At 73.0% G+C, this 22,853-nt stretch carries 11 protein-coding genes; 8 read left to right on the top strand and 3 right to left on the bottom strand.

Annotation, left to right across the window (positions count from 1 at the left end; translation table 11 throughout):
- Window positions 1-191: 191 nt before the first annotated feature.
- Window positions 192-5,228 carry an NAD-glutamate dehydrogenase gene (locus OG488_RS14855; protein WP_329229515.1) on the top strand — a complete coding sequence of 1,679 codons (5,037 nt, stop codon included), beginning with the start codon at window positions 192-194 and terminating at the stop codon, window positions 5,226-5,228.
- 121 nt (window positions 5,229-5,349) lie between these two features.
- Here the strand turns inward: OG488_RS14855 and OG488_RS14850 are convergent, their stop codons facing one another.
- Both OG488_RS14850 and OG488_RS14845 read right to left on the bottom strand, forming a co-directional pair.
- Entirely contained in the window at window positions 5,350-6,159 is an 810-nt protein-coding gene (locus OG488_RS14850; protein ID WP_329229513.1) for an ABC transporter ATP-binding protein, read from the bottom strand.
- A complete protein-coding gene (locus OG488_RS14845) occupies window positions 6,152-7,093 on the bottom strand; it encodes an ABC transporter permease (protein ID WP_329229512.1) in 942 nt (313 codons plus the stop codon). Before OG488_RS14845 ends, OG488_RS14850 begins: the two co-directional genes overlap by 8 nt.
- A gap of 141 nt (window positions 7,094-7,234) precedes the next feature.
- Here OG488_RS14845 and OG488_RS14840 point away from each other — a divergent pair, with 141 nt between their 5' ends.
- Window positions 7,235-7,840, top strand: a complete 606-nt coding sequence (locus tag OG488_RS14840; protein ID WP_329229510.1) for a TetR/AcrR family transcriptional regulator — start codon at window positions 7,235-7,237, stop codon at window positions 7,838-7,840.
- On the opposite strand, the gene OG488_RS14835 is transcribed toward OG488_RS14840, so the two are convergent.
- Window positions 7,830-11,234, bottom strand: a complete 3,405-nt coding sequence (locus OG488_RS14835) for a CDP-glycerol glycerophosphotransferase family protein (protein ID WP_329229508.1) — start codon at window positions 11,232-11,234, stop codon at window positions 7,830-7,832. The genes OG488_RS14840 and OG488_RS14835 overlap by 11 nt on opposite strands.
- A gap of 100 nt (window positions 11,235-11,334) precedes the next feature.
- Here OG488_RS14835 and OG488_RS14830 point away from each other — a divergent pair, with 100 nt between their 5' ends.
- The 6 genes from OG488_RS14830 to OG488_RS14805 all read left to right on the top strand — a co-directional run bounded on the left by OG488_RS14830 (window position 11,335) and on the right by OG488_RS14805 (window position 22,793).
- Window positions 11,335-13,431: a bifunctional glycosyltransferase/CDP-glycerol:glycerophosphate glycerophosphotransferase gene (locus OG488_RS14830; RefSeq protein WP_329229506.1), complete on the top strand. Its 2,097-nt coding sequence runs from the start codon at window positions 11,335-11,337 to the stop codon at window positions 13,429-13,431.
- Between the two features lie 159 nt (window positions 13,432-13,590).
- On the top strand, window positions 13,591-14,325 hold the full coding sequence (locus OG488_RS14825) for a methyltransferase domain-containing protein (protein WP_329229504.1): 735 nt from the start codon (window positions 13,591-13,593) through the stop codon (window positions 14,323-14,325).
- Between the two features lie 11 nt (window positions 14,326-14,336).
- Complete coding sequence (locus tag OG488_RS14820; protein ID WP_329229502.1) at window positions 14,337-15,221, top strand: TylF/MycF/NovP-related O-methyltransferase; 885 nt, start codon at window positions 14,337-14,339, stop codon at window positions 15,219-15,221.
- Between the two features lie 128 nt (window positions 15,222-15,349).
- Window positions 15,350-18,805: a CDP-glycerol glycerophosphotransferase family protein gene (locus OG488_RS14815; protein ID WP_329229500.1), complete on the top strand. Its 3,456-nt coding sequence runs from the start codon at window positions 15,350-15,352 to the stop codon at window positions 18,803-18,805.
- On the top strand, window positions 18,802-21,648 hold the full coding sequence (locus OG488_RS14810; protein ID WP_329229498.1) for a bifunctional glycosyltransferase/CDP-glycerol:glycerophosphate glycerophosphotransferase: 2,847 nt from the start codon (window positions 18,802-18,804) through the stop codon (window positions 21,646-21,648). Before OG488_RS14815 ends, OG488_RS14810 begins: the two co-directional genes overlap by 4 nt.
- Window positions 21,645-22,793: a glycosyltransferase gene (locus OG488_RS14805; protein WP_329229496.1), complete on the top strand. Its 1,149-nt coding sequence runs from the start codon at window positions 21,645-21,647 to the stop codon at window positions 22,791-22,793. The genes OG488_RS14810 and OG488_RS14805 overlap by 4 nt, the downstream gene beginning before the upstream one ends.
- Window positions 22,794-22,853 lie beyond the last annotated feature (60 nt).

Genomic DNA, 22,853 nt, shown 5'->3' with positions numbered 1-22,853 from the left:
CCCGGAGTGCCACAGCACCCGGGCGATGCGTGATCTCCGCATCCCGGGCCGTCTGCCGAAAATGGCCGATATGGCCCCGGGTATCTCCCCAGGCGGCATAGCGTCGACCCAGACCGGAAACCCCGCGTCGTGGCGTTACGTCGCCTTTTACACCTACGTCACGCAACGGCGCGCGACAGGAGCCAGAGGACATGCAGACCAAGCTGGACGAAGCCAAGGCCGAGCTGCTCGCACGGGCGGCCCGGGTAGCTGACAACAGTCCGGGCGGTGGTGTCGGCGGCCCGGGTGGCGGTCTCCGGGTTCACCTCGCCGAAGGCGCCGGCGCCGGAGCGGAGGACGGCGCCGAGGCCGGCCGGGACGGGCGGCCGGGCCACGACATGCTCCTCGCCTATCTCCAGCGCTACTACCTGCACACGGCTCCGGAGGACGTGAAGGACCGTGACCCGGTCGACGTCTTCGGGACCGCCTCCTCCCACTACCGGCTGGCCGAGAACCGTCCGCAGGGCACCGCGAACGTCCGGGTGCACACCCCGACCGTCGAGGAGAACGGCTGGACCAGCAGCCACTCCGTCGTCGAGGTCGTCACCGACGACATGCCCTTCCTCGTGGACTCGGTCACCAACGAGCTGTCCCGGCAGGGCCGCGGCATCCACCTCGTGATCCACCCGCAGGTCATCGTCCGCCGCGACGTCGCCGGCAAGCTGATCGAGGTGTTCGGTGACGACCCGGCCAGGAGTGACGGCGCGAAGCGGGGCGACGGCCGCAAGGACGCCCGGGCGGAGCTGCCGCACGACGCGCTCGTCGAGTCCTGGATCCACGTCGAGATCGACCGGGAGACGGACCGCGCGGACCTGAAGCAGATCACCGCCGACCTGCTCCGTGTCCTGTCCGACGTACGGGAGACCGTCGAGGACTGGGACAAGATGCACGACGCCGCCCTGCGGATCGCCGACGACCTCGGCGGGGAGCCGCTCGACGAGCTGGGCGACGAGGAGATCGAGGAGGCCCGTGAGCTGCTGCGCTGGCTCGCCGCCGACCACTTCACCTTCCTCGGGTACCGGGAGTACGAGCTCCGCGACTCCGACGCGCTGACGGCCGTCCCCGGCACCGGACTCGGCATCCTGCGCTCCGACCCGAAGCACAGCGAGGACGAGGCGCACCCGGTGAGCCCCTCCTTCGACCGGCTGCCCGCCGACGCCCGGGCCAAGGCGCGTGAGCACCGGCTGCTCGTCCTGACGAAGGCCAACAGCAGGGCGACGGTGCACCGCCCCAGCTACCTGGACTACGTCGGGGTGAAGAAGTTCGACGCCGAGGGCAACGTCGTCGGTGAGCGCCGCTTCCTCGGCCTGTTCTCCTCCGCCGCGTACACCGAGTCGGTGCGCCGGGTGCCCGTGGTGCGCCGCAAGGTCGCCGAGGTGCTGGAGGGCGCGGGCTTCACGCCCAACAGCCACGACGGCCGCGACCTGCTCCAGATCCTGGAGACGTACCCGCGCGACGAGCTCTTCCAGACGCCCGTCGACCAGCTGCGTTCCATCGTCACCTCCGTGCTGTACCTCCAGGAGCGCCGCCGGCTCCGGCTCTACCTGCGACAGGACGAGTACGGGCGCTACTACTCCGCCCTCGTCTACCTGCCGCGCGACCGCTACACCACCGGTGTGCGGCTCCGCCTGATCGACATCCTCAAGGAGGAACTGGGCGGCACCAGCGTCGACTTCACGGCCTGGAACACGGAGTCGATCCTCTCCCGGCTGCACTTCGTCGTCCGGGTCCCGCCGGGCACCGAGCTCCCGCACCTCACCGACGCGGACGCCGACCGCATCGAGGCGCGCCTCGTCGAGGCCGCCCGCTCCTGGGCCGACGGCTTCCAGGAGGCGCTGAACGCCGAGTGCGGCGAGGAGCGCGCCGCCGAGCTGCTGCGCCGCTACGGCCAGTCCTTCCCGGAGGGCTACAAGGCGGACCACTCGCCGCGTGCCGCCGTGGCCGACCTGGTCCACCTGGAGGCGCTCAAGAGTGAGCGCAAGGACTTCGCGCTCAGCCTGTACGAGCCGGTCGGCGCCGCTCCCGACGAGCGCCGCTTCAAGATCTACCGGACCGGCGAACAGGTCTCGCTCTCCGCCGTCCTCCCCGCGCTCCAGCGGCTCGGGGTCGAGGTCGTGGACGAACGCCCGTACGAGCTGCGCTGTGCCGACCGCACGCACGCCTGGATCTACGACTTCGGGCTGCGCCTGCCGAAGAAGGCCACGGGCAACGGGGACTACCTCGCGGACGACGCGCGGGCCCGCTTCCAGGAGGCGTTCGCCGCCATCTGGACCGGCGAGGCGGAGAACGACGGCTTCAACTCCCTTGTCCTGGGCGCCGGGCTCGACTGGCGCCAGGCCATGGTGCTGCGCGCCTACGCGAAGTACCTGCGCCAGGCGGGTTCGACCTTCAGCCAGGACTACATGGAGGACACCCTCCGCAACAACGTCCACACCACCCGCCTCCTGGTGTCCCTCTTCGAGGCGCGGATGTCCCCGACCCGCCAGAAGGCCGGCACGGAGCTGACGGACGGTCTGCTGGAGGAGCTGGACGGGGCCCTCGACCAGGTCGCGTCGCTGGACGAGGACCGGATCCTGCGGTCGTTCCTCACGGTCATCAAGGCCACGCTGCGAACCAACTACTTCCAGCTGGCCGACGACCACGAGCCGCACAACTACGTCTCGATGAAGTTCGACCCGCAGGCCATCCCGGACCTGCCGGCGCCGCGGCCGGCGTACGAGATCTGGGTCTACTCGCCGCGCGTCGAGGGTGTCCACCTGCGCTTCGGCAAGGTCGCCCGCGGCGGGCTCCGCTGGTCGGACCGCCGGGAGGACTTCCGTACGGAGATCCTCGGCCTGGTCAAGGCGCAGATGGTCAAGAACACCGTGATCGTGCCCGTGGGCGCGAAGGGCGGGTTCGTCGCCAAGCAGCTGCCGGACCCGGGCGTGGACCGTGACGCCTGGCTTGCCGAGGGCATCGCCTGCTACAAGATCTTCATCTCGGCCCTGCTCGACATCACCGACAACATGGTCACCGGTGAGGTCGTGCACCCCGCGGAGGTCGTGCGCCACGACGAGGACGACACCTACCTCGTCGTCGCCGCCGACAAGGGGACCGCGAGCTTCTCCGACATCGCCAACGACGTCGCCGTCGCGTACGGCTTCTGGCTCGGGGACGCCTTCGCCTCCGGAGGTTCGGCCGGTTACGACCACAAGGGCATGGGCATCACCGCCCGCGGCGCCTGGGAGTCCGTGAAGCGGCACTTCCGCGAGCTGGGCCACGACACCCAGACCGAGGACTTCACCGTCGTCGGCGTCGGTGACATGTCCGGTGACGTGTTCGGCAACGGGATGCTGCTCTCCGAGCACATCCGGCTGGTCGCGGCCTTCGACCACCGGCACATCTTCATCGACCCGGACCCGGACGCCGCCACCTCGTACGCCGAGCGGCGCCGGCTCTTCGACCTGCCGCGCAGCTCCTGGGCGGACTACGACAAGGAACTGCTGTCCGCGGGCGGTGGCATCCACCCGCGGTCCGCCAAGTCGATCCCGGTCAACGCGCACATCCGCGCGGCGCTCGGCATCGACTCCAAGGTCACCAAGATGACGCCGGCCGAGCTGATGCAGAACATCCTCAAGGCCTCCGTCGACCTGGTGTGGAACGGCGGCATCGGCACGTACATCAAGTCGACGGCCGAATCGAACGCCGACGTGGGCGACAAGGCCAACGACTCGATCCGCGTCGACGGGGCGGACCTGCGGGCCCGTGTCGTCGGTGAGGGCGGCAACCTCGGGGCCACCCAGCTCGGACGGATCGAGTTCGCCCGGGCCGGCGGCCGGATCAACACCGACGCGATCGACAACAGCGCCGGTGTGGACACCTCCGACCACGAGGTGAACATCAAGATCCTGCTCAACGGTCTCGTCCGGGACGGCGACATGACCGTGAAGCAGCGCAACAAGGTGCTCGCGGAGATGACCGACGAGGTCGGACAGCTCGTGCTGCGCAACAACTACGCGCAGAACACCGCGCTCGCCAACGCCTGCGCCCAGGCACCGTCACTCCTCCACGCCCACCAGCGCTTCATGCGCCGGCTCGGCCGCGAGGGGCACCTGGACCGGGGGCTGGAGTTCCTGCCGAACGACCGGCAGATCCGCGAACTGCTGAACCACGGAAAGGGCCTGAGCCAGCCGGAACTGGCCGTGCTCCTCGCCTACACCAAGATCACGGCGGCCGACGAGCTGATCTCCACCAGCCTCCCGGACGACGCGCATCTGCAGGAACTGGTGCACGCCTACTTCCCGAAGCAGCTGAGCGAGAAGTTCCCCGAGGCGGTCGACGGGCACGCCCTGCGCCGCGAGATCATCACGACGGTGCTGGTCAACGACACGGTGAACACCGGCGGTTCGACGTTCCTGCACCGGCTGCGGGAGGAGACCGGGGCATCGCTCGAGGAGATCGTGCGGGCCCAGTTCGCGGCCCGCGAGATCTTCGGCCTCTCCGCCGTGTGGGACGCCGTGGAGGCGCTCGACAACACGGTGGCCGCCGACGTGCAGACCCGGATCCGGCTGCACTCGCGCCGGCTCGTCGAGCGCGGATCCCGCTGGCTCCTCGGCAACCGGCCCCAGCCGGTGGAGATCGCGGAGACGATCGGTTTCTTCCGCGAGGGTGTCGAACGCGTCTGGAACGAGCTGCCCAAGCTGCTCAGGGGCGCCGACATCGAGTGGTACGGGTCGATCCTCGACGAGCTCACCTCGGTGGGCGTCCCGGAGGAGCTCGCGGTGCGGGTGGCCGGCTTCTCCTCGGCCTTCCCGGCGCTGGACATCGTGGCGATCGCCGACCGTACGGACAAGGACCCGCTGGCCGTCGCCGAGGTGTACTACGACCTCGCCGACCGGCTGGGGATCACGCAGCTGATGGACCGGATCATCGAGCTGCCGCGGGCCGACCGCTGGCAGTCCATGGCCCGCGCCTCCATCCGCGAGGACCTCTACGCCGCGCACGCCGCGCTCACGGCGGACGTGCTGGCCGTCGGCAACGGCACGTCGTCGCCGGAGCAGCGGTTCAAGGCCTGGGAGGAGAAGAACGCCGCGATCCTGGCGCGTTCGCGGGCCACCCTGGAGGAGATCCGGTCGTCGGAGTCCTTCGACCTGGCGAACCTGTCGGTGGCGATGAGGACGATGCGGACCCTGCTGCGTACGCACGCGTGATCCGGAGCGGCCGGCCGGGCCGCTGACGAAGCCGTCCGCCGGGCGGGCCCCTGTGGCCCGTCCGGCGGACGGCTTCATGGCTTCACTGCTTCATGGCTTCACGGCGTAGGGGTTCCCGCCGTCACTTCTTGGGCTTCCCGGCCTTCCCCGGCTTCACGGGCCCGGTGAACTCCTCGTAGGCGGCCACGACCTCCTTGGCCGGGCCGTCCATCCGCAGGGTGCCCGCCTCGAGCCAGATCGCCCGGTCGCAGGTCTCGGTGATCGACCTGTTGCTGTGGCTGACGAGGAACACCGTGCCGGCCTCCTCGCGGAGTTCCTTGATCCGGTCCTTGCTCCGCCGCTGGAACTTCGCGTCGCCGGTGGAGAGCGCCTCGTCGATCAGCAGCACGTCGTGGCTCTTGGCGGCCGCGATGGAGAAGCGCAGCCTGGCGCCCATGCCCGAGGAGTAGGTCCGCATGGGCAGGGTGATGAAGTCTCCCTTCTCGTTGATGCCGGAGAAGTCGACGATGTCCTGGTAGCGCTCGCGGATCTGTTCTCGGGTCATGCCCATGGCCAGACCGCCGAGCACGACGTTCCGTTCCCCGGTCAGGTCGCTCATCAGGGCGGCGTTCACACCGAGCAGCGAGGGCTGGCCCTGGGTGTGGACCCGTCCCTGCGACGGGGGGAGCAGTCCCGCGATCGCCTTGAGGAGCGTGGACTTGCCGGAGCCGTTGGAGCCGATCAGGCCGATGGCCTCGCCCTTGTACGCGGCGAAACTGACGCCCTTCACCGCTTGCACCTGGCGTGCGCCCCGCGGCTGCCCGCGGGAGACGATCCGGTTCAGGGCGGAGGTGGCGCTGCCCTTTCCGGTGCGGGCGCCGTTGACCGTGTAGGTGATGTGGACGTCGTCGACGACGACGGTGGGGACACGGGTGTCGAGGGTGTCAGCCACGTCCGTACCTCTCCTCGGCCTTCCAGAAGTAGACGAATCCGCCGATGCCGCAGAACAGGGCCCAGCCCACGGCGATGGCCCAGACGTGCGGGGGCAGCTGCGTGCCGCTGAAGCTGTCGATCAGGGCGTAGCGCATCAGGTCGATGTAGACGGCCGCCGGGTTGCACTCCAGGGCGAGCAGCACGAGGCGCGGTACCCGGTCGGCGGTGAGCAGGGTGTCGAGGCTCCACATGACGCCGGACGCGTACATCCAGGTGCGCAGGAGGAAGGGCGTCAGCTGGGCGATGTCGGGGGTCTTCGCGGCCAGCCGGGCCATGACCATCGAGAGGCCGGTGTTGAACAGGGCCTGCAGGGTGAGCGCGGGGATCGCCAGCAGCCACGACGGCTGCGGGTACTGGCCGAACATCAGCAGGATCAGGAACAGCGCGCCCAGGGAGAACATCAGCTGCTGGAGCTGCTGGATGGCCAGGGCGATCGGCAGGGACGCGCGGGGGAAGTGGAGGGCCCTGACGAGTCCGGTGTTGCCGCTGATGGCCCGGGTGCCGGCCGTGATCGAGCTGGCCGTGAAGGTCCAGATGAAGACCCCGGTGACGAGGAAGGGCACGTAGTCGGGGACCCCGTGCTTGGTGTTCATCAGGATGCCGAAGATGAAGTAGTAGACCGTCGCGTTGAGCAACGGGGTCATGATCTGCCAGATCTGGCCGAGCTTCGCCTGGCTGTACTGGGCGGTCAGCTTGGCTGTGGCGAAGGCGGTGATGAAGTGCCTGCGCCCCCAGAGCTGCCGGACGTACTCACCGAGCCCCGGCCGGGCCCCGCTGACGGTCAGCCCGTGCCGCATGGCGAGCGCGGCCAGCTCACCGGGCGCGTACACGGGGAGATGGGTGGGGGGTGCGGTGTCCACCGGGGCCGGCGGGGCTGCTGTCTGGCTCACCACGGTCGCTTTCGACGAGGGGCGGGGGGAACACGGCGATCGGCCCCGATGGATGGGACGGCACCGTATCGTCGCAACGCTGACAGTAGGACGTTTGTACGTCGCAACGCAACCGTTTCGTCGTTACGGTCTATCATTCGGGCCATGACCACCGAACGGCGAACCGGGCGCCGCACCCCGGCAGGTGCCGCGGTGCTGCGGGAGGACGTGACCGACGCGATCCGCGGCGCCGTCTTCGAGGAGCTGGCCGCCGTGGGGTTCGCGCGGATGTCGATCGAGGGCATCGCCCGGCGCGCGGGCGTGGGCAAGACCGCCGTCTACCGCCGCTGGAAGTCCAAGCTGCACCTCGTCCTGGACCTCGTCGCGGCCGTGGCCGCGCAGGGCATGCCGGCGCCGGCGACCGGTTCGCTCCACGGAGACGTGCGCGCCGTGCTGGAACTGGCCGCGTACGCCCTGCGTCACCCGGTGGCCTCGCAGGTGATCCCGGACCTGCTGGTCGAGGCGGCCCGCAACCCGGAGATCTCCGACGCCATCAAGGCCGCGCTGCTCGACCCGCAGAAGGGCGTGGCCGCCGTGGTCGTCCGGGCCGCGGTGGCGCGCGGCGAGCTCCCGGAGGGCAGTGATCCCGACCGGGCCCTGGATCTCATCGTCGGACCGCTGTACTGGCGCCTCGTCGTGGTCCGCGGCGATCTGCCGAAGGGGTATCTGGACGACCTCGCGGTGTCCGCGGTACGGGCGCTCAAGGGCTGACCGGGTGCGGGGATCCCGAGCCCCCGCCGAGCGGCCGGTCCACGCCGAGCAGCCGGTCGGCGACGCGGCGGGCCGCGCCGCCGTCGGCGGGGCCGCAGTGGTCCTGCCGGAAGCTCTCGTACGCGTCGGCGTGGAGGTCCGCCGAGGCCGGCGTGGCCCGCAGCGCCTGGGCCACCTCCTGGGTGGTGACGAGGAGCGGCCCGGGGGCCCGCGTCTCGAAGTCCAGACAGAAGCCCCGCACGGTGTCCCGGTAGTGCTCCAGGTCGTAGGTGTGGAAGAGCATCGGGCGGCCGGTGTGCGCGAACCCGAACACCAGCCCCGAGTAGTCGGTGACCAGCACGTCCGCGATCAGCAGGAGCTCGGAGGCGTCCGGGTGCGCGGAGACGTCACGCAGGGCCGGGTCCGCCGGCACGCTGCCCGTCACCCGCGGATGCCTGCGGACCAGCACGGTGGTGCGGCCGTCCAGCGACCGTGCCAGCGCGGACAGGTCGAGCGCCGGGTCCCAGCGGTACTGCGGGGCGCACCCGCCGGCCGGCGGGTGCGCGAGATGGTCGCGGTACGTCGGCGCGTACAGCACCACCCGGTGGCCGGCCGGGATGCCCAGCGTGCGGCGCACCCGCTCGGCCGCCTTGTCCCGGCCCGGTGAGCAGAGAAGGTCGTCGGCCGGGGACCCCGCCTCCAGCACCTCCCCGCCGAAGGCCAGGGCACGGCGGAGGTGCGGGGTGGCGTAGGCGCTGGGGGAGACCAGGACCGACCACTGGGCGGAGCGGTGCGCCAGCGTGGCGAGGTCCTGGTGGTCGGCGTACAGACTGTCCGTGAGGTCCAGGCCGAACCGGCCGAGCGGCGGACCGTGCCAGGTCTGGACGACCGTCTGGTCCGGCCGGCGCTCGAACCATGCGGGCAGCTGGCCGGCCGCGACGATCCGGCGGGCCCGCGCCAGCGCCTCGTACCAGGCGGTGCTGTGGGCCACGACGGGGACGGCGGTGGCCGGGACGCGGGCGGCGTCGCCGGCGGACCCGTCGGTCACCCAGAGGTGCTCGGCGTCGGTGCCCCGGCGCACGAGCTCGGCGTGCACGGCGCGCGGGGAGCCCTCGCCGACGTAGAGCACGGCGTCCCGCAGCGGCAGCGTGCGCTGCGCCGGGTAGTGCGCCGACCGCAGGCGGCCCTGGCGGTACGCGCTCCGCTCCGCCTCGCCGAGCGGAGGCGCGCCGTGCACGGTCAGCCGGTCGCCGTGACGGCGGTCGAGGCGGAAGCGTGCGCCGGCGGCACCCATCGGCAGGACGGCGGCGAGCGCCGCCCCCACCCGCACGGGCCGGCCGTCCAGCAGCACCTCCCAGTCGCCCTCACCCGGAGGCGCCGCGAGGACGGCCGAGAAGCGGCCCTCCCGCCGCTCCACGGGGACGGACACCGTCCCTCCGAGTGCACCGTGCCGCAGGACGAGCGCCCCGGCCCCGGTCCCCTCGATGCACAGCCCGCCGTCCGGCGCGGGCCCGGCGTGGTCCACGAACGGTTCGCGGGCCACCTCCACCACCAGGTTCCCCGACGCGTCCGCGAAGGCGGGCGGCGCCAGGCCGGGGGCCGCGGCGAGCGGGACGCGGACGCCGTCGGTGAGGAGGAAGGCCCGCCACCGGCCTCCATCGTCCGGGCCGGGCCCTCCGGCCGCGCCGGACACCGGGGCGGGCTCGGCGGCGAGGGCCGCGAGCGGGATCCGGGCGCTGAAGGCGTCCCCGTCACCGCACCTCACCGGGCACGTGTGCGCGGCGGCCTCCTCACGGGTCAGGACGAGCGCGGTGGGCCGGGCGCCCCCGTGCAGCCGGCCCGTCAGCTCCAGTGCGCCCGGGCGGCCGTCGTGGCCCGAGGCCACCGCGGGCAGCCGGGTCACGGTCAGTTCCAGCCGGCCGTCCCGGTAGGCGAGCACCGCGCGGCGGCCCCCGCCCAGGTCGTGGACCATCGGCTGCGCCGCCGCCGCCCCCACGGCGCGCAGCGCGGCCCGCCGGACGACGCCGTGCCCGGCCACCACCACGCCGACCAGCCAGGTGCCCGCCCCCAGCCGCTCCGGGTCGAGGGTCATCTCGAAGCCCGCGTAGTCGTAACGGTGCAGCTCCTGGCCCGAGTCGGCGGTGGCCCGGTCCGTCCGGACCGTACGCACCGGCACGGCCCGCAGCCGCCTGCCTCCCGCCTCCCGCACGAGGGCCACCTTCAGCGAGTGCCGGGCGGACTCGGCCGGGATGTTGCGGATGTACGCGTACCCGCGCAGCCGCAGCCTGCCGTCCTCGCCCCACGACGACTCCACCAGGCGGGCCACGGCGGGCAGATCGCCCCTGCCGAGGCGCGCGGGGACACCGCCGCCGCTCACGAGCCCCGGGTGCGCCGCGCGCCGCCGCCCCGGAAGGCCCGCCACGGTGAACGTGCCGGTCCCGTTGGCCCGTTCGAACTGCAGGACGGCCAGCAGCTCGTCGGCCCTGCGCTCCCGCACCAGCCGCCAGCGGATGCGCGCCTCGGCCGGGAGCCCCGCCAGGGCCGCGTCGCCCGCCCGGTCGAGGAAGGCGCCCGCGTCCTCCATGAACGCCGAGCGGTAGGCCGGACCGCCCATCGGCAGCCCCTCCAGGAAGTAGACGAAGTCGTCGCGCAGGCACGAGGTGTCGTAGCGCAGCCGCTGTGCGGCGTCACGGGACCCCAGGAACGCGCTGACCTGTTCGCAGGCCGCGATCCGGTCCCGCACGCCCCGTACGTCCGTGCGCCGCCGGGTGATCGATCCCTCCCGCACCCGCCAGAGGTAGACGTGCTCGTGCAGCACGTCCACCGACCCGGCGAGGTGGTGCGCCGGGATCATCACCGGGGTGTCCTCGTAGAGCCTGCCGACCGGGAAGGTGAAGGCGTGCCGGTCCCAGAAGGAGCGCCGGAACACCTTGTTCCACGCGACGCGGTCGGCCAGCAGCCGGGCATCGCGGGTGATGTGCGTACGGAGGCGGTCGGAGGTGAGCCAGCGGTACTGCCAGGCCTGCTGCCTCCCCTGCGCGGTGAGCCGCCACACGTTGCCGGTCGCCAGGTCCGATCCGGTCGCCTCCAGGGACGCCAGCATCCGTTCGTACGCGTCGGGGACGACGATGTCGTCGCTGTCGGCGAACGCGAGGTACGGAACACCGGCCGTGGTGTGAGCGACCCCCGTGTTGCGGGCGGCGCTCAGCCCCGCGTTGGGCTGGTGGACGCAGCGGAAGCGGTCGTCGCGGGCGGCGAACTCCTCGGCGACGCGGCGGCTCCCGTCCGTCGAACCGTCGTCGACGAGCACGAACTCGATGTCCCTCAGGGACTGTCCGGCCAGCGAGGTGAGGCACTCCTCCAGGTAGTCCTCGACGTTGTGCACCGGGACGACGACGCTGAGGAGTGGCTTCATGCACGGCTCAACCCGGGGGAGCGCCCCGAGTCACGCGGCTGACCCGAACGGGTGAAGATCGCTGGGGCGGTCGGCGCGGTCCCCGTTACGCTCGGCTCCCATGCTCCTCAGTGTCGTCGTGCCCGCCCACCGCGTTCAGGGGTACCTGAGGGCCGCCCTGGAGTCCGTGACCGGGCAGACGCCGGGGGAGGACGGGCCGGAGATCGAGCTGATCGTCGTCGGTGCGCCCGGCGGCGGACCCGACCTCGCCATCGCCCGGGAGGTAGCCGGGCAGGACCCCCGGGTGCGTGTGCTGGTCCCGGACGGCCCGGACGGCCCGGACGGCCCCCGGAGCCCAGGCGGCCCCAGGGACACCGGCGGCCCCTTCGACCCCGGCCCCTTCGACGCCGACGCCGCCCCCTTCGACGCCGGCGCCGCCCGCGACGCCGGTGCGGCGGCCGCCCGGGGGGCGTATCTGCTCTTCCTCGACGGGGACGACCTGCTCCTCCCCGGAGCCGTGGCGGAGATCTCCGCACGGCTGGCGCGGGACCGCCCCGACGTGCTGTGCCTCGGGCACGACACCGTCGACTGGTGGGGGGCGGTGCGGCCCGGTGACGCCCTCCCGGCCGCCCGCAACCAGCTCTTCCGGCGCGCCTTCTGGGAGACGCACGGGCTCCGCTTCACCGAGGGCCCGTACGGCGACGTCGTGCCCGTCCACCGCGCCGTCCTCCTCGCCTCGGACGCGGGCACCCTCGCCTCCCTCGACCGGATCTGCGTACGCCACCGCCTGCGCCGCACCGGCACGTCCTCGACGACGCCGGGCCGCGCGCACTTCGCGGTCATCGCCGCCTACGCGCGCCTGACCGCCGGGACCGGCGACGATCCGCGGCTCACGGCCGCCCGCACCGCCCATCTGACGGCCGTGCTCGGCGACCCGGGCCGGATCGCCCCGCAGGACCGTGCCGCCTTCTTCCGGGCGGCGGGGCTCCCCGGCCGGTACGCGGCACACCGTGCCCGGGAAGCGGTCCGCGCCGGGCGCACCCGGGCACGGGCCGCCGCGCGCGCGGGCAGGAAGTCGCTGCGCGCCCGCGTGATGGCGGCCGTCTACCGCGCCGACCTGCGCCGTCCGCTGGACCCCCGCCTCGCCGTCTACGGGGCGTACTGGAACAGGGGGGTCGCCTGCAATCCGGCCGCGGTCTACGCCAAGGCGCGCGAACTGGTCCCGCACATCCGGGGCGTCTGGGTCGTCTCCTCCCGCCACCGCGACCGGATGCCGCCCGGCGTGCCGTACGTCATCGAGGGCTCCCGGGCGTACTGGCGGACCATGGCCACCGCGACGTACCTCGTCAACAACTCCAGCTTCCCCGGGGGCTTCACCAAGCGGCCCGGCCAGATCTATCTCCAGACCCATCACGGGACCCCGCTGAAGACGATGGGCCTGGACCAGCTCCCCTACCCTGCCCTCACCAACGGCGTCAGCTTCGAACGGATCGTCGCCCACACCGACCAGTGGGACTTCAGCCTCTCCGCCAACCCGCACAGCACCGAGACCTGGGACCGGGTCTACCCCTCCTCGTACGAGCAGCTGGCCTACGGCTATCCGCGCAACGACGTGCTGTGCACGGCGACTCCGGAGCTGTCCGACAGGATCCGGGCGGGCCTCGGCATCGCGCCCGGATCGACCGTGCTGCTGTACGCGCCGACCCACCGCGACTACCGCAAGGGCTTCGTCCCCCGTCTCGACCCGGAGCGGCTCACCCGTGATCTCGGGCCCGGCTGTGTGCTGCTGGTGCGCGCCCACTACTTCTACGGGCGGACGGCCGGGACGGCCCCGGGGGCCCGGGTCGTCGACGTCACCGGGCACCCGAGCGTCGAGGAGCTCTGTCTGGCCGCCGACGCGCTGATCACCGACTACTCGTCCCTGATGTTCGACTACGCCTGCCTGGACCGGCCGATCATCACCTACGCGCCCGACTGGGACGCCTACCGCGCCGCCCGCGGCACCTACATCGACCTGCTGTCGGGCCGCCCCGGCGACACCCCGGGGGCCGTCGCCACCACCGAGGACGAGCTCCGCGAGGTGCTGCGGAGCGGGGCCTGGAAGTCACCGGAGGCCGACGCGCTGCGCGCCGCCTTCCGCAGCCGCTTCTGCCCCTACGACGACGGGCGAGCGGCGGAGCGCGTCGTGCGCCGGGTCTTCCCGGTGCCCTCGGACTGAACGCCGGGGGATCCGGGCGCGCGGACCCGTCGGTGGCGCCCCGGCGTGCGCCCGGGCACCCGGCCCGTGCGCCGGGTCACCCGTACGTGGCGATCCCTCCGCACCCCTCCGTCGTTGTGCTCAACAGTGCGCGCACACCGCAACGTTGGGAGAAGGCTCATGCACCGGTCCGCCTACGAGCAGATGCGGCTCTGCGTCGAGGAGTATCTGCCCAAGGACCGCAGGCACCGCGTCGTGGACCTCGGATCACGGATCTCCGGCAAGCAGACCCGCACCCACCGCGGCCTCCTGGCCGGCCACGACATCGACTACTTCGGGGTCGACGTCCTCGACGGCCCCAACGTCGACGCGGTCATGACCCGGCCCTACCGGATCCCCGCGAAGTCACGCAGCGCGGACGTGGTGCTGTCCGGCCAGGCCTTCGAGCACATCCCGTTCTTCTGGGTGTCGATGATGGAGATCGCCCGGGTGCTCAGGCCCGGTGGCCACGCCTTCATCACCGCGCCCTCGCGCGGCCACGCCCACGACGCGCAGGACTGCTGGCGCTACTACCCGGACGGGTTCCGGGCGATGGCGGCCCACTCCCGCCTCGAACTCCGCGAGGCGTACACGGACTTCCCGCCGGCCAGGGGCATCTGGCACGACTACTCCTCCATCGATGCCGCGGCCGCCTACTGGGGCGACTCGGTGGGCGTCTTCCGCAGGCCGCAGCCCCACCGGCGGCCGGTCACCCGGCTGAAGAACACCCTCGCCGACCTGGTGGTGCGGGAGACGGCGGTGTGGTGGGCGAACCGGGCCGGCGGGGTGGACCGGGTGCCCCTGCCGCGCCCGCTGGACGGCAGGGAGCGGTGCGGGCGCCCGGACAGCCGGACGGCCCCATCAACGACAGGTTGACGAAAGGTGACATGAGCCGCAAAACGCGCGTACTGTCCCGCCCCATGGCTTGGCGCAACGCCGTCAACGGCGTCCTTCAGCAACTCACCGGGTACCAGCTCAGGCGTGCGACCCTGCCCGCTCCCCGCTCCGCCCCCGGGGAGCCGTCGGCGGTGCCGAAGCAGGCGGATCAGCCGGCCCCGAAGCCCGCGGCGGCCACGAAGGCGGCCAAGAAGGCGCCGCAGCTCCCCGCGGACTACGACGACGAGGCGAAGGACATCATCCGTGCGGTCAAGCCGTACACGATGACCTCCCCGGAGCGGCTCAACGCCTTCGTCCTCGCGACCCGGCACGTCGTCAAGCACGGCATCCCCGGAGACATCGTCGAGTGCGGTGTCTGGCGCGGCGGTTCCATGCAGGCGTGCGCCAGGACGCTGCTCTCGCTCGGTGAGACGGACCGCGGCCTCTACCTCTTCGACACGTACGAGGGCATGACCCCGCCCACGGCCGAGGACCTGCGGCGGGACGGCAGGCCGGCCCAGGAGCTGCTGGAGGCCCAGGGCAAGGACCGCCCCATCTGGGCCGTGGCCTCCCTGGAGGACGTGCGGGCCGGGTTCGAGCAGGTCCCGTACCCGAAGGACCGCGTCCACTACGTGCAGGGCAAGGTCGAGGACACCGTCCCGGAGCGGGCGCCGGAGCAGATCTCCATCCTCCGGCTGGACACCGACTGGTACGCGTCCACGAAGCACGAGCTGGCGCACCTGTACGGCCGCCTGGTGAGCGGCGGGGTGCTGCTGATCGACGACTACGGCTACTGGCAGGGATCACGCCAGGCCGTGGACGAGTTCCTGGAGGAGACCGGCGAGCAGCTCCTGCTGCTGCGCATGGACGAGGGCCGCATCGCCGTCAAACCCTGAGCGCGCGGGTCCCGTCCGGACCCCGGGCGGCCAGTGCCCCCTTGACGAGCCCCGTGCCTCCCCGGCACGGGGCTCGTTGCCTACAGAGGAAGTCCGTTCGTCCGTCCGGAAGGATCGTGCGCAGCGCCATGGCACCCCGTCTCACCGTCGTCGTCCCTCTCTACAACGTCGAGGAGTACCTCGGAGCCTGCCTGGACTCGCTCGCCGGGCAGACCATGGCCGACCTGGAGGTCGTCATGATCGACGACGGCTCGACGGACGGCGGTGCCGACGTGGCACGGGAGTTCACCCGGCGGGACCCGCGCTTCCGGCTGGTCCAGCAGGAGAACGCGGGGCTCGGGGCGGCGCGCAACGCGGGGGCCGGACAGGCCCATCCGGACGCCGAGTTCCTCACGTTCGTCGACAGCGACGACGTCGTCCCGCCGGGGGCCTTCGCCAGGATGCTGGCCGAACTCGACGCGTCCGGGTCGGACTTCGCGACCGGCAACGTCCTCAGGCTCCGGGCGAACGGGGCGCTCGAACAGTCCCCGATGTTCCGCAGGCCGATGGAGACGCCCCGCCGCGCCACCCACGTCACCCGGGACTGGATCCTGCTCGGCGACCGCATCGCGTGCAACAAGGTCTTCCGCAGGGCCTTCTGGGACCGGCACGCCTTCGCCTTCCCGAGCGGGGTCCTGTACGAGGACATCGCCGTGGTCCTGCCGGCCCACTTCCTGGCCCGGAGCGTCGACGTCGTGGAGGAGCCGGTCTACCACTGGCGGGACCGCGACGGCTCCATCACCACCCGGCGCGCGGTGGCCCGGGGCATCCGGGACCGGGTCACGGCGGTCTCCACCGTCAGCCGGTTCCTCGCGGACCGGGGCATGACGGAGGCGAAGCGGCGCTACGACGAGCACGCGCTCTCCGGCGACCTGTGGCTCTTCATCGAGGCCCTCCCGGACGGCGACGAGAGCTTCCACGAGGCCTTCCTGACCCACGCCAACGTCTTCGCCGACACGGTCGACCCCGCCGTCCTCGGCGCCCTTCCCCTGCACCTGCGGGTCAAGTGGCAGCTCATCCGGGAGCGCAGGATCGCGGAGCTCCTCGCCCTCCTGGCCCACGAGTCCACCGACCGTGACACCTTCCACGTCCGGGGGCGGCTGCGGCCGCGGGCCCAGTACCCGGGTGTCGAGGGCCCGCTCCCGCGCGCGGTCACCGCTCTGTCCGCCGAGGACCTCCCCGTCCACGCGCATCTGACCGAGGCCGTGTGGCGGGACGGGCTGCTGCACCTCAAGGGGTACGCGTACGTCCGCAACGCCCCGGGCGGAACGGCCGGGGCGGGGTGGCTGCGCTCGGGCCGCCGGCTGGTCCCGCTCCGGCTGCGCAGGACGGTGACGGACGAGGCGGCGGCCGGATCGGGGCGCTCGCTGCACCGCTACGAGCGGTCCGGGTTCGAGACCGTCGTCGACCCCCGCAGGCTCGTCACCCGGGCCACCGCGCGAGGCACCCGGACCGTCTGGAAGCTGGAATCCGTCGTGGCCGGCGCCGGACGGCCCCGCCGGGGTCCGATGCGGCTCCTCGCCAATCCGGCGCCCCCCGCCGTGCGCTACGTGGACGAGCGCACCCGCGTCGTCCCGCTCCTCTCCGGCAACAAGCTGGAGCTGCGCACCGAACAGGTCGACGCCGTGCTCGCCGGACACGGCCCCACGGAGACCGGCGACGGGATCCGGATCGCGGTGCGCGTGCTCGGCGGGGAGGAGGTCCCCCCGGTCCTGCGGATGCGGGAGTGGCGCACCAAGGAGACCCGCGAGTTCCCCCTGGTGGCGCGGGAGGGCACGGACGGCCGCACGGTCCTCGCCGAGGTGCCGCTGGAGACGTTCGCCGGGTCCGACGGCGACTGGGGCGTCGAGCTGGCGGGCGGGAAGCGCCGGCTGACGGTCGCCGCCCGTCCGGAGACCGACGCCGTGCGGTACGCGCTGCCCGGCGGCCGGGAGGTCTGGGCCGCCGCCAACCCCTCCGGAGACCTGGTGCTCACCGACAGGGAGGTGCGGCCCGTCGTCACGCGCGCGGCATGGACGGACGACGCCGGGCTGGCCCTGGAGGGGGCCTTCCCCGCCCTGCGGGAGCGCCCCGTCGAGCTCGTCCTGCGCCACAGCGGCCACCAGGAGGAGAACACCTTCGCGGTGGAGCGCACGGACACCGGCTTCCGCGCGACGCTGTCCCCCGGGGCCGTCGAGGGGGCCGCAGGCGCGCTGCCGCTCGCCGAGGGCCGGTGGTACCCCTTCCTCCGGGAGCCGGGCGAGACGGATCCGGAGCGGTACCTGCCGCTGCGGGTGGTGCCCCAGCTGCACGCGGGGCTCCCCCTCGACCGCGAGTGGGGCGGGCGACGCTTCACCCTGGAGCGCCGCTTCCACGACCGGCTCTCCCTGAACTCGGGCAGCGCCCTGCCGCCGGCGGAGCGGGGGGCGTACGGGCAGCGCCGGCTGCGCGAGCGGTACGCGGACGCGCGCGGCGGCGAACTGCGGGACGCCGTGCTGTACTCCAGCTTCGACGGGCGCCAGTACTCGGACTCACCCCGGGCCGTCCACGAGGAGCTGGTCCGGCGCGGCACCGGCGCGGAGCACCTCTGGGTGGTGCGGGACCAGCAGGCCGCCGTGCCTCCCGGGGCACGCGCCGTGGCCCTGCACAGCGCCGAGTGGCACGAGGCACTGGCCCGCAGCCGGTGGATCGTCACCAACACGCAGCTCCCCGAGTGGTTCGAGCGGGCCGACGGACAGTTCGTCGTCCAGACCTGGCACGGCACCCCGCTCAAGCGCATCGGCCGTGACCTGGCGGGCACGGCCTTCGCGGACACCGCGTACATGGAGTCCATGCCGCGGCGTGCCGCCCAGTGGAGCGTGCTCGTCTCCCCGAACAGCTTCTCCACGCCGGTCCTGCGCCGGGCGTTCGGGTACACGGGCGAGGTGCTGGAGTGCGGCTACCCCCGCAACGACCTGCTGTACGCCGCCGACCGGGCCAAGGTCGCCGACACCGTCCGGCAGTCGCTCGGTGTGCCCGAGGGCAAGCGGGTCGTCCTGTACGCCCCCACCTGGCGCGAGGACAGGCCCAGGCACGGCGGCCGGTACGGGCTCGACCTCCACCTGGACCTGGAGCAGGCGCGGGCGGCGCTCGGTGAGGACCACGTCCTGCTGGTGCGCCGCCACTACCTGGTGGGCGGGAGCGTCCCCGGGAGCGACTTCGTCCGCGACGTCTCGCGCCATCCCGACGTCACCGAGCTGATGCTGATCAGCGATGTGCTGGTCACGGACTACTCGTCGCTGATGTTCGACTTCGCGCAGACAGGCCGCCCGATGCTCTTCCACACCTACGACCTGGAGCACTACCGCGACACCCTGCGCGGCTTCTGCTTCGACTTCGAGAACCGGGCGCCCGGCCCGCTGATCACGGACTCCGCGGAGGTCGTCGAGGCGCTGCGCGACCCGGACGCCGCGACGGCGGGTCACCGTGAGACCTACGCCCGCTTCCGTGAGTCGTTCTGCGATCTCGACGACGGTACGGCCGCGGCCCGGGTCGTGGACCGGATGATGAAGGGGGCGCAGGCATGAGCTCGCCCGACTTCAGCTGCGTGATCACCGCCGCGGAGGGCGGCCAGGAGGCGCTGACGGCGTCCGTGGAGTCCGTGCTGGACCAGAGCCTGCGCGCCGTGGAGGCCCTCGTCGTCCTGCCCGCCGGCGCTCCCGCGGCCGTGCGGACGGCGGCCGAGGCGCTCATCCGGCGCTCCCCGGACCGGGTCCGGGTGCTCGACCCCGGCACGGAGTCCGTCGCCTCCCTGCGCAATGCCGGCCTGGACGCGGCGCGGGGCACGTACGTCCTCGTCCTCGACGTCGGCGAACGCCTCCAGCACCACGCCTGCCGCAACCTCTGGGAGGCCGGGGCGCGCACCCGCGCCGACCTGGTCGCCGGGCGCTGGAGCCGTTTCACCGGGGAGGGGACGAAGGAGCGGGAACCCTCCTGGCAGCAGTCCCTGTTCACCCGCTCCCGCACCGTCGGCCGGTTCACCGAGGCTCCCGAACTCGCGGTGCACGACGCCCTGGTGACGGGATTCTGCCTGCGGCGCGCGGCGTTGGAGCGGCACGCGCTGCGCTACGACGAGGACCTCGGCCACAGCGCGGTCCTGTTCGGCCCCCTGGCGGCGGCCGTCGTCGGCCGGATCGCGCTCGTACGCCGCCGGATCGTCTCGGGGAGGGCCCTGCCCGACGCCGGACGGGACCTCGCCGGGCTGGTGGAGGCGCACCGGCGGGTGTGCCACGTGCTGGTGGCCCAGGGGCTGACGGAACTGCGCGAGGAGCGGGACCGCGCCTTCCTGCGGGACCACCTCGTGCCGCTGGTGCGCACCTTCCCGGAGCTGCCCGCCGAGGGACGCGAACGCCTCGCGGCGACGGCGGCCCGGGTGCTGCCCGGCAGTGTCCCGGAGCCGGCCCTGCTCACCCTCCCGCCCGTCGAACGCGTCGGCGTCCGGCTGCTGGAGCGCGGTCAGGCCGACGGCGTGCTCACCGCGGCGTACGCGCTGCGCAGGAGGGGCGTCGTGGCCGCGCCCCTCTCCGTGGCGGACGACGGCCGGGTGTACTGGCCGGGCGGACCCGACCCCGTGCTGGACGTCACCGGACTCGGCCACCAGTACCGCCCGTTCGGCGAGCTGAAGCTGATGAACAGGCTCACCCGCTACGAGGCGGACGGCCGACGGGTCCTGCTGGCGGGCCGGCTCGTGCTGCCCTCGCACACCGGACCCGACCCGGACGGCACGCTCACGGCCCACCTGGAATTCCGCGTACGGGACGGCTCCCGCGCCTTCCGCGCCCCGGTCGGCTCGCTGCGGCCCGACGCCACCGGGATCAGCTGGTCCACCCGCGCCGACCTCACCCGCCTCCTGCGGCCCCTCGGCCCCCGAGACACGGTGTGGGACGTGCGGATGGTGGTGGACGACGGCGGGACCCGCTCGGTGAGCGACCTCTTCGCCGCCCACGACCTCGTCGGCCCGGCGGACCGGTCGCCCGCCCTTCCCCGGCTGGGCAGGGTGACGGGGGACACCTGGCAGCCCTACGTCACGCTCCGGAACCATCTCGCGCTCCGGCTGGAGGCCCGCCGGCGGCCCGCCCGCACGGCCCGCCGGCTGGTCCACTACGCCACGCACTTCCGCCCGGCCCGGCGGGCCAGGCTCCTGGCGCGGGCCCTCGGCAGGCGCCGTGACCGGCTCCGTTCCAGGGGCTTCAAGGCCTCCTTCTACCGCTCCTGGCTCCTCCGGCTGCCCGTGCGCAAGGGTTCCGTGGTCTTCGAGAGCCACATGGGCACCTGCTACGGCGACAGCCCCCGGGCCGTCCACGAGGAGGTGCGCGCCCGCGGACTCCCGCTGCGCTGCGTCTGGTCGTACGCCGACACCCCGGCGGGTTTCCCGGCGGACGCGAAGCTGGTGCGCCGCTGGTCCTGGCGCTACCTGTGGGCCCTGGCCCGGGCCGAGTACTGGGTCGACAACCAAGGGTTCCCGCTTCCCCTCGACAAGCCCTCCGGCACCACCTACCTCCAGACCTGGCACGGCTCGGCGTACAAGCGCATGGGGTTCGACGAGACCCGGGTGCGCCTGCAGAACACCCCGCAGCGCGAACGGCTCCAGGAGGCCGTGGGCCGCTTCGACCACTTCCTCGTGCGCTCCGAGCACGACGAGCGCACGCTGGCGCGCGCCTACCGGCTGCCCGGGAGCACGCTGCTGCGCACCGGCTACCCCCGCAACGACGTCCTGCTCGCGGCGCGTTCCCGGGACGAGGCCGAGGGCCGGCTGCCCCGCCCGGCGCTCGCGGCCGAGCTCGGACTGCCCGACCACCGCAAGGTCGTCCTGTACGCGCCGACGTTCCGGGGCGGGCCGGGCAAGCGCAGGCGGCAGCGGCTCCTGCTGGACGCGGCGGCCTTCGCGGAACGCTTCGGCGACACGTACACGCTGCTGGTGCGCGCCCACTACCTGGAGGCGGCGAGCCTGCCCGCCTGCCCGCCGGGGACCGTCGTGGACGTCTCGCGCCACCACGACGTCAGCGAACTGCTCGCGCTCAGCGACGTCCTGATCACGGACTACTCGTCGATCATGTTCGACTACGCCCTGCTGGACCGCCCGATCGTCCTGTTCACCCCCGACCTCGACACGTACGCCGCCGAGCGCGGCAGCTACTTCGACCTGCGGGAGAAGGCACCGGGACCGGTGGTGGCGACCGAGGAGGAGCTGTTCGCCGTGCTGGCCCGGCTGAAGACCACGGACACCGGCTTCCAGGAGCGACGCGCCGCCTTCGCGGCGGAGTTCGGCGCGTACGACCGCGGGGACGCGGCACGCTCGGTCGTCGACACCGTGTTCGCCCGGCACCTCGTCCCGTCCCGCACCACGCCCACCGGGGAGGCCGGCCGATGAGCCCCAGCCGTGACGTCTTCATCGTCTCCAACAGCACCGACGAACTCGGCGGTGTCACCGGCTGGATGCACCGCACCGCCCAGCTGTTCCAGGAGGCGGGGCACCGGGTGCACACCATCGGCATCCACGCGGCCGAGCGGAAGATGGCCCTGCCCGACCCGCCCGGCTACCCCGTCACCGCCCTCTACCCGGAGCACCCCCCGACACCCTGGACGCCCAAGGGGCTCCGCGACCGCTTCCGGCTCCCCGCCCGGCGTGCGGAGGCCGCGCGCGCCGCGCGGAAGCGGCGTGCCGTGGAGCAGCTCTCGGAGATCTTCCGCGGCGCCCGGCCCGGCGGGGTGGTGATCGTCAGCCAGGTCTGGGCGATGGAGTGGGTCGGCGAGGCGGACACCGGCGGCCTGCGGGTCATCGGGATGAGCCACGAGTCCTACGACTACTCGCGGGCGAGCCACCGCTACCGCTGGATCAGGAACCACTACCCGCCGCTCGACCGCTGGCTCGTCCTCACGGAGGAGGACGCCGACAAGTGGGCGGGCGACGGGATGAACAACGTCGGCTTCATGCCCAACGCCCTGGCCGCCCTGCCGGAGGTGCCCTCGCCACGCAGTGAGAAGTCGGTCGCGAGCATCGGCCGGCTCACCGACCAGAAGGGCATCGACATGCTCCTGGACGCCTGGGCACGCGTCGCCCCGGAGCGCCCGGACTGGCGGCTGGACGTGTACGGCACGGGCGAGGACGAGGCGGACCTGAAGGCACGGTGCACCGGTCTGGGGCTCGACTCCTCGGTCGGCTGGCGGGGACGCACCGACGACGTCCCCGGCGCGCTCGCCGCCTCCTCCGTCTTCGTCCAGTCCTCACGCGGCGAGGGCTTCCCGCTGGCGCTGCTGGAGGCCATGGCCAGCGGGGTGCCGTGCGCGGCGTTCGACTGCGCGCCGGGCGTCCGGGAGATCGTGCGCGACGGCGAGGACGGGCTGCTGGCGCCCGCCGGCGACATCGGCGCGCTCGCCGACCGGCTGCTCCGGCTCACCGGGAACCCCCGGATGCGGGACGCGATGGGGGACCGGGCGCGGACCAACGTCCAGCGGTTCTCCGAGGCGGAGATCATGGGCCGCTGGGAAGAGCTGTTCGCGTTCCTGGAGCGCTGAAGCGGCCCGGGGCCGGCCGGGCGGGTCCCGGGGACGACCGGTGGCCCTCGGGCCTACCGA

The organism is Streptomyces sp. NBC_01460 (genome assembly GCF_036227405.1).
Lineage (GTDB): Bacteria > Actinomycetota > Actinomycetes > Streptomycetales > Streptomycetaceae > Streptomyces.
The sequence above is the reverse complement of the archived record's forward strand: the minus strand, read 5'-3'. Positions and strand labels throughout refer to the sequence as shown.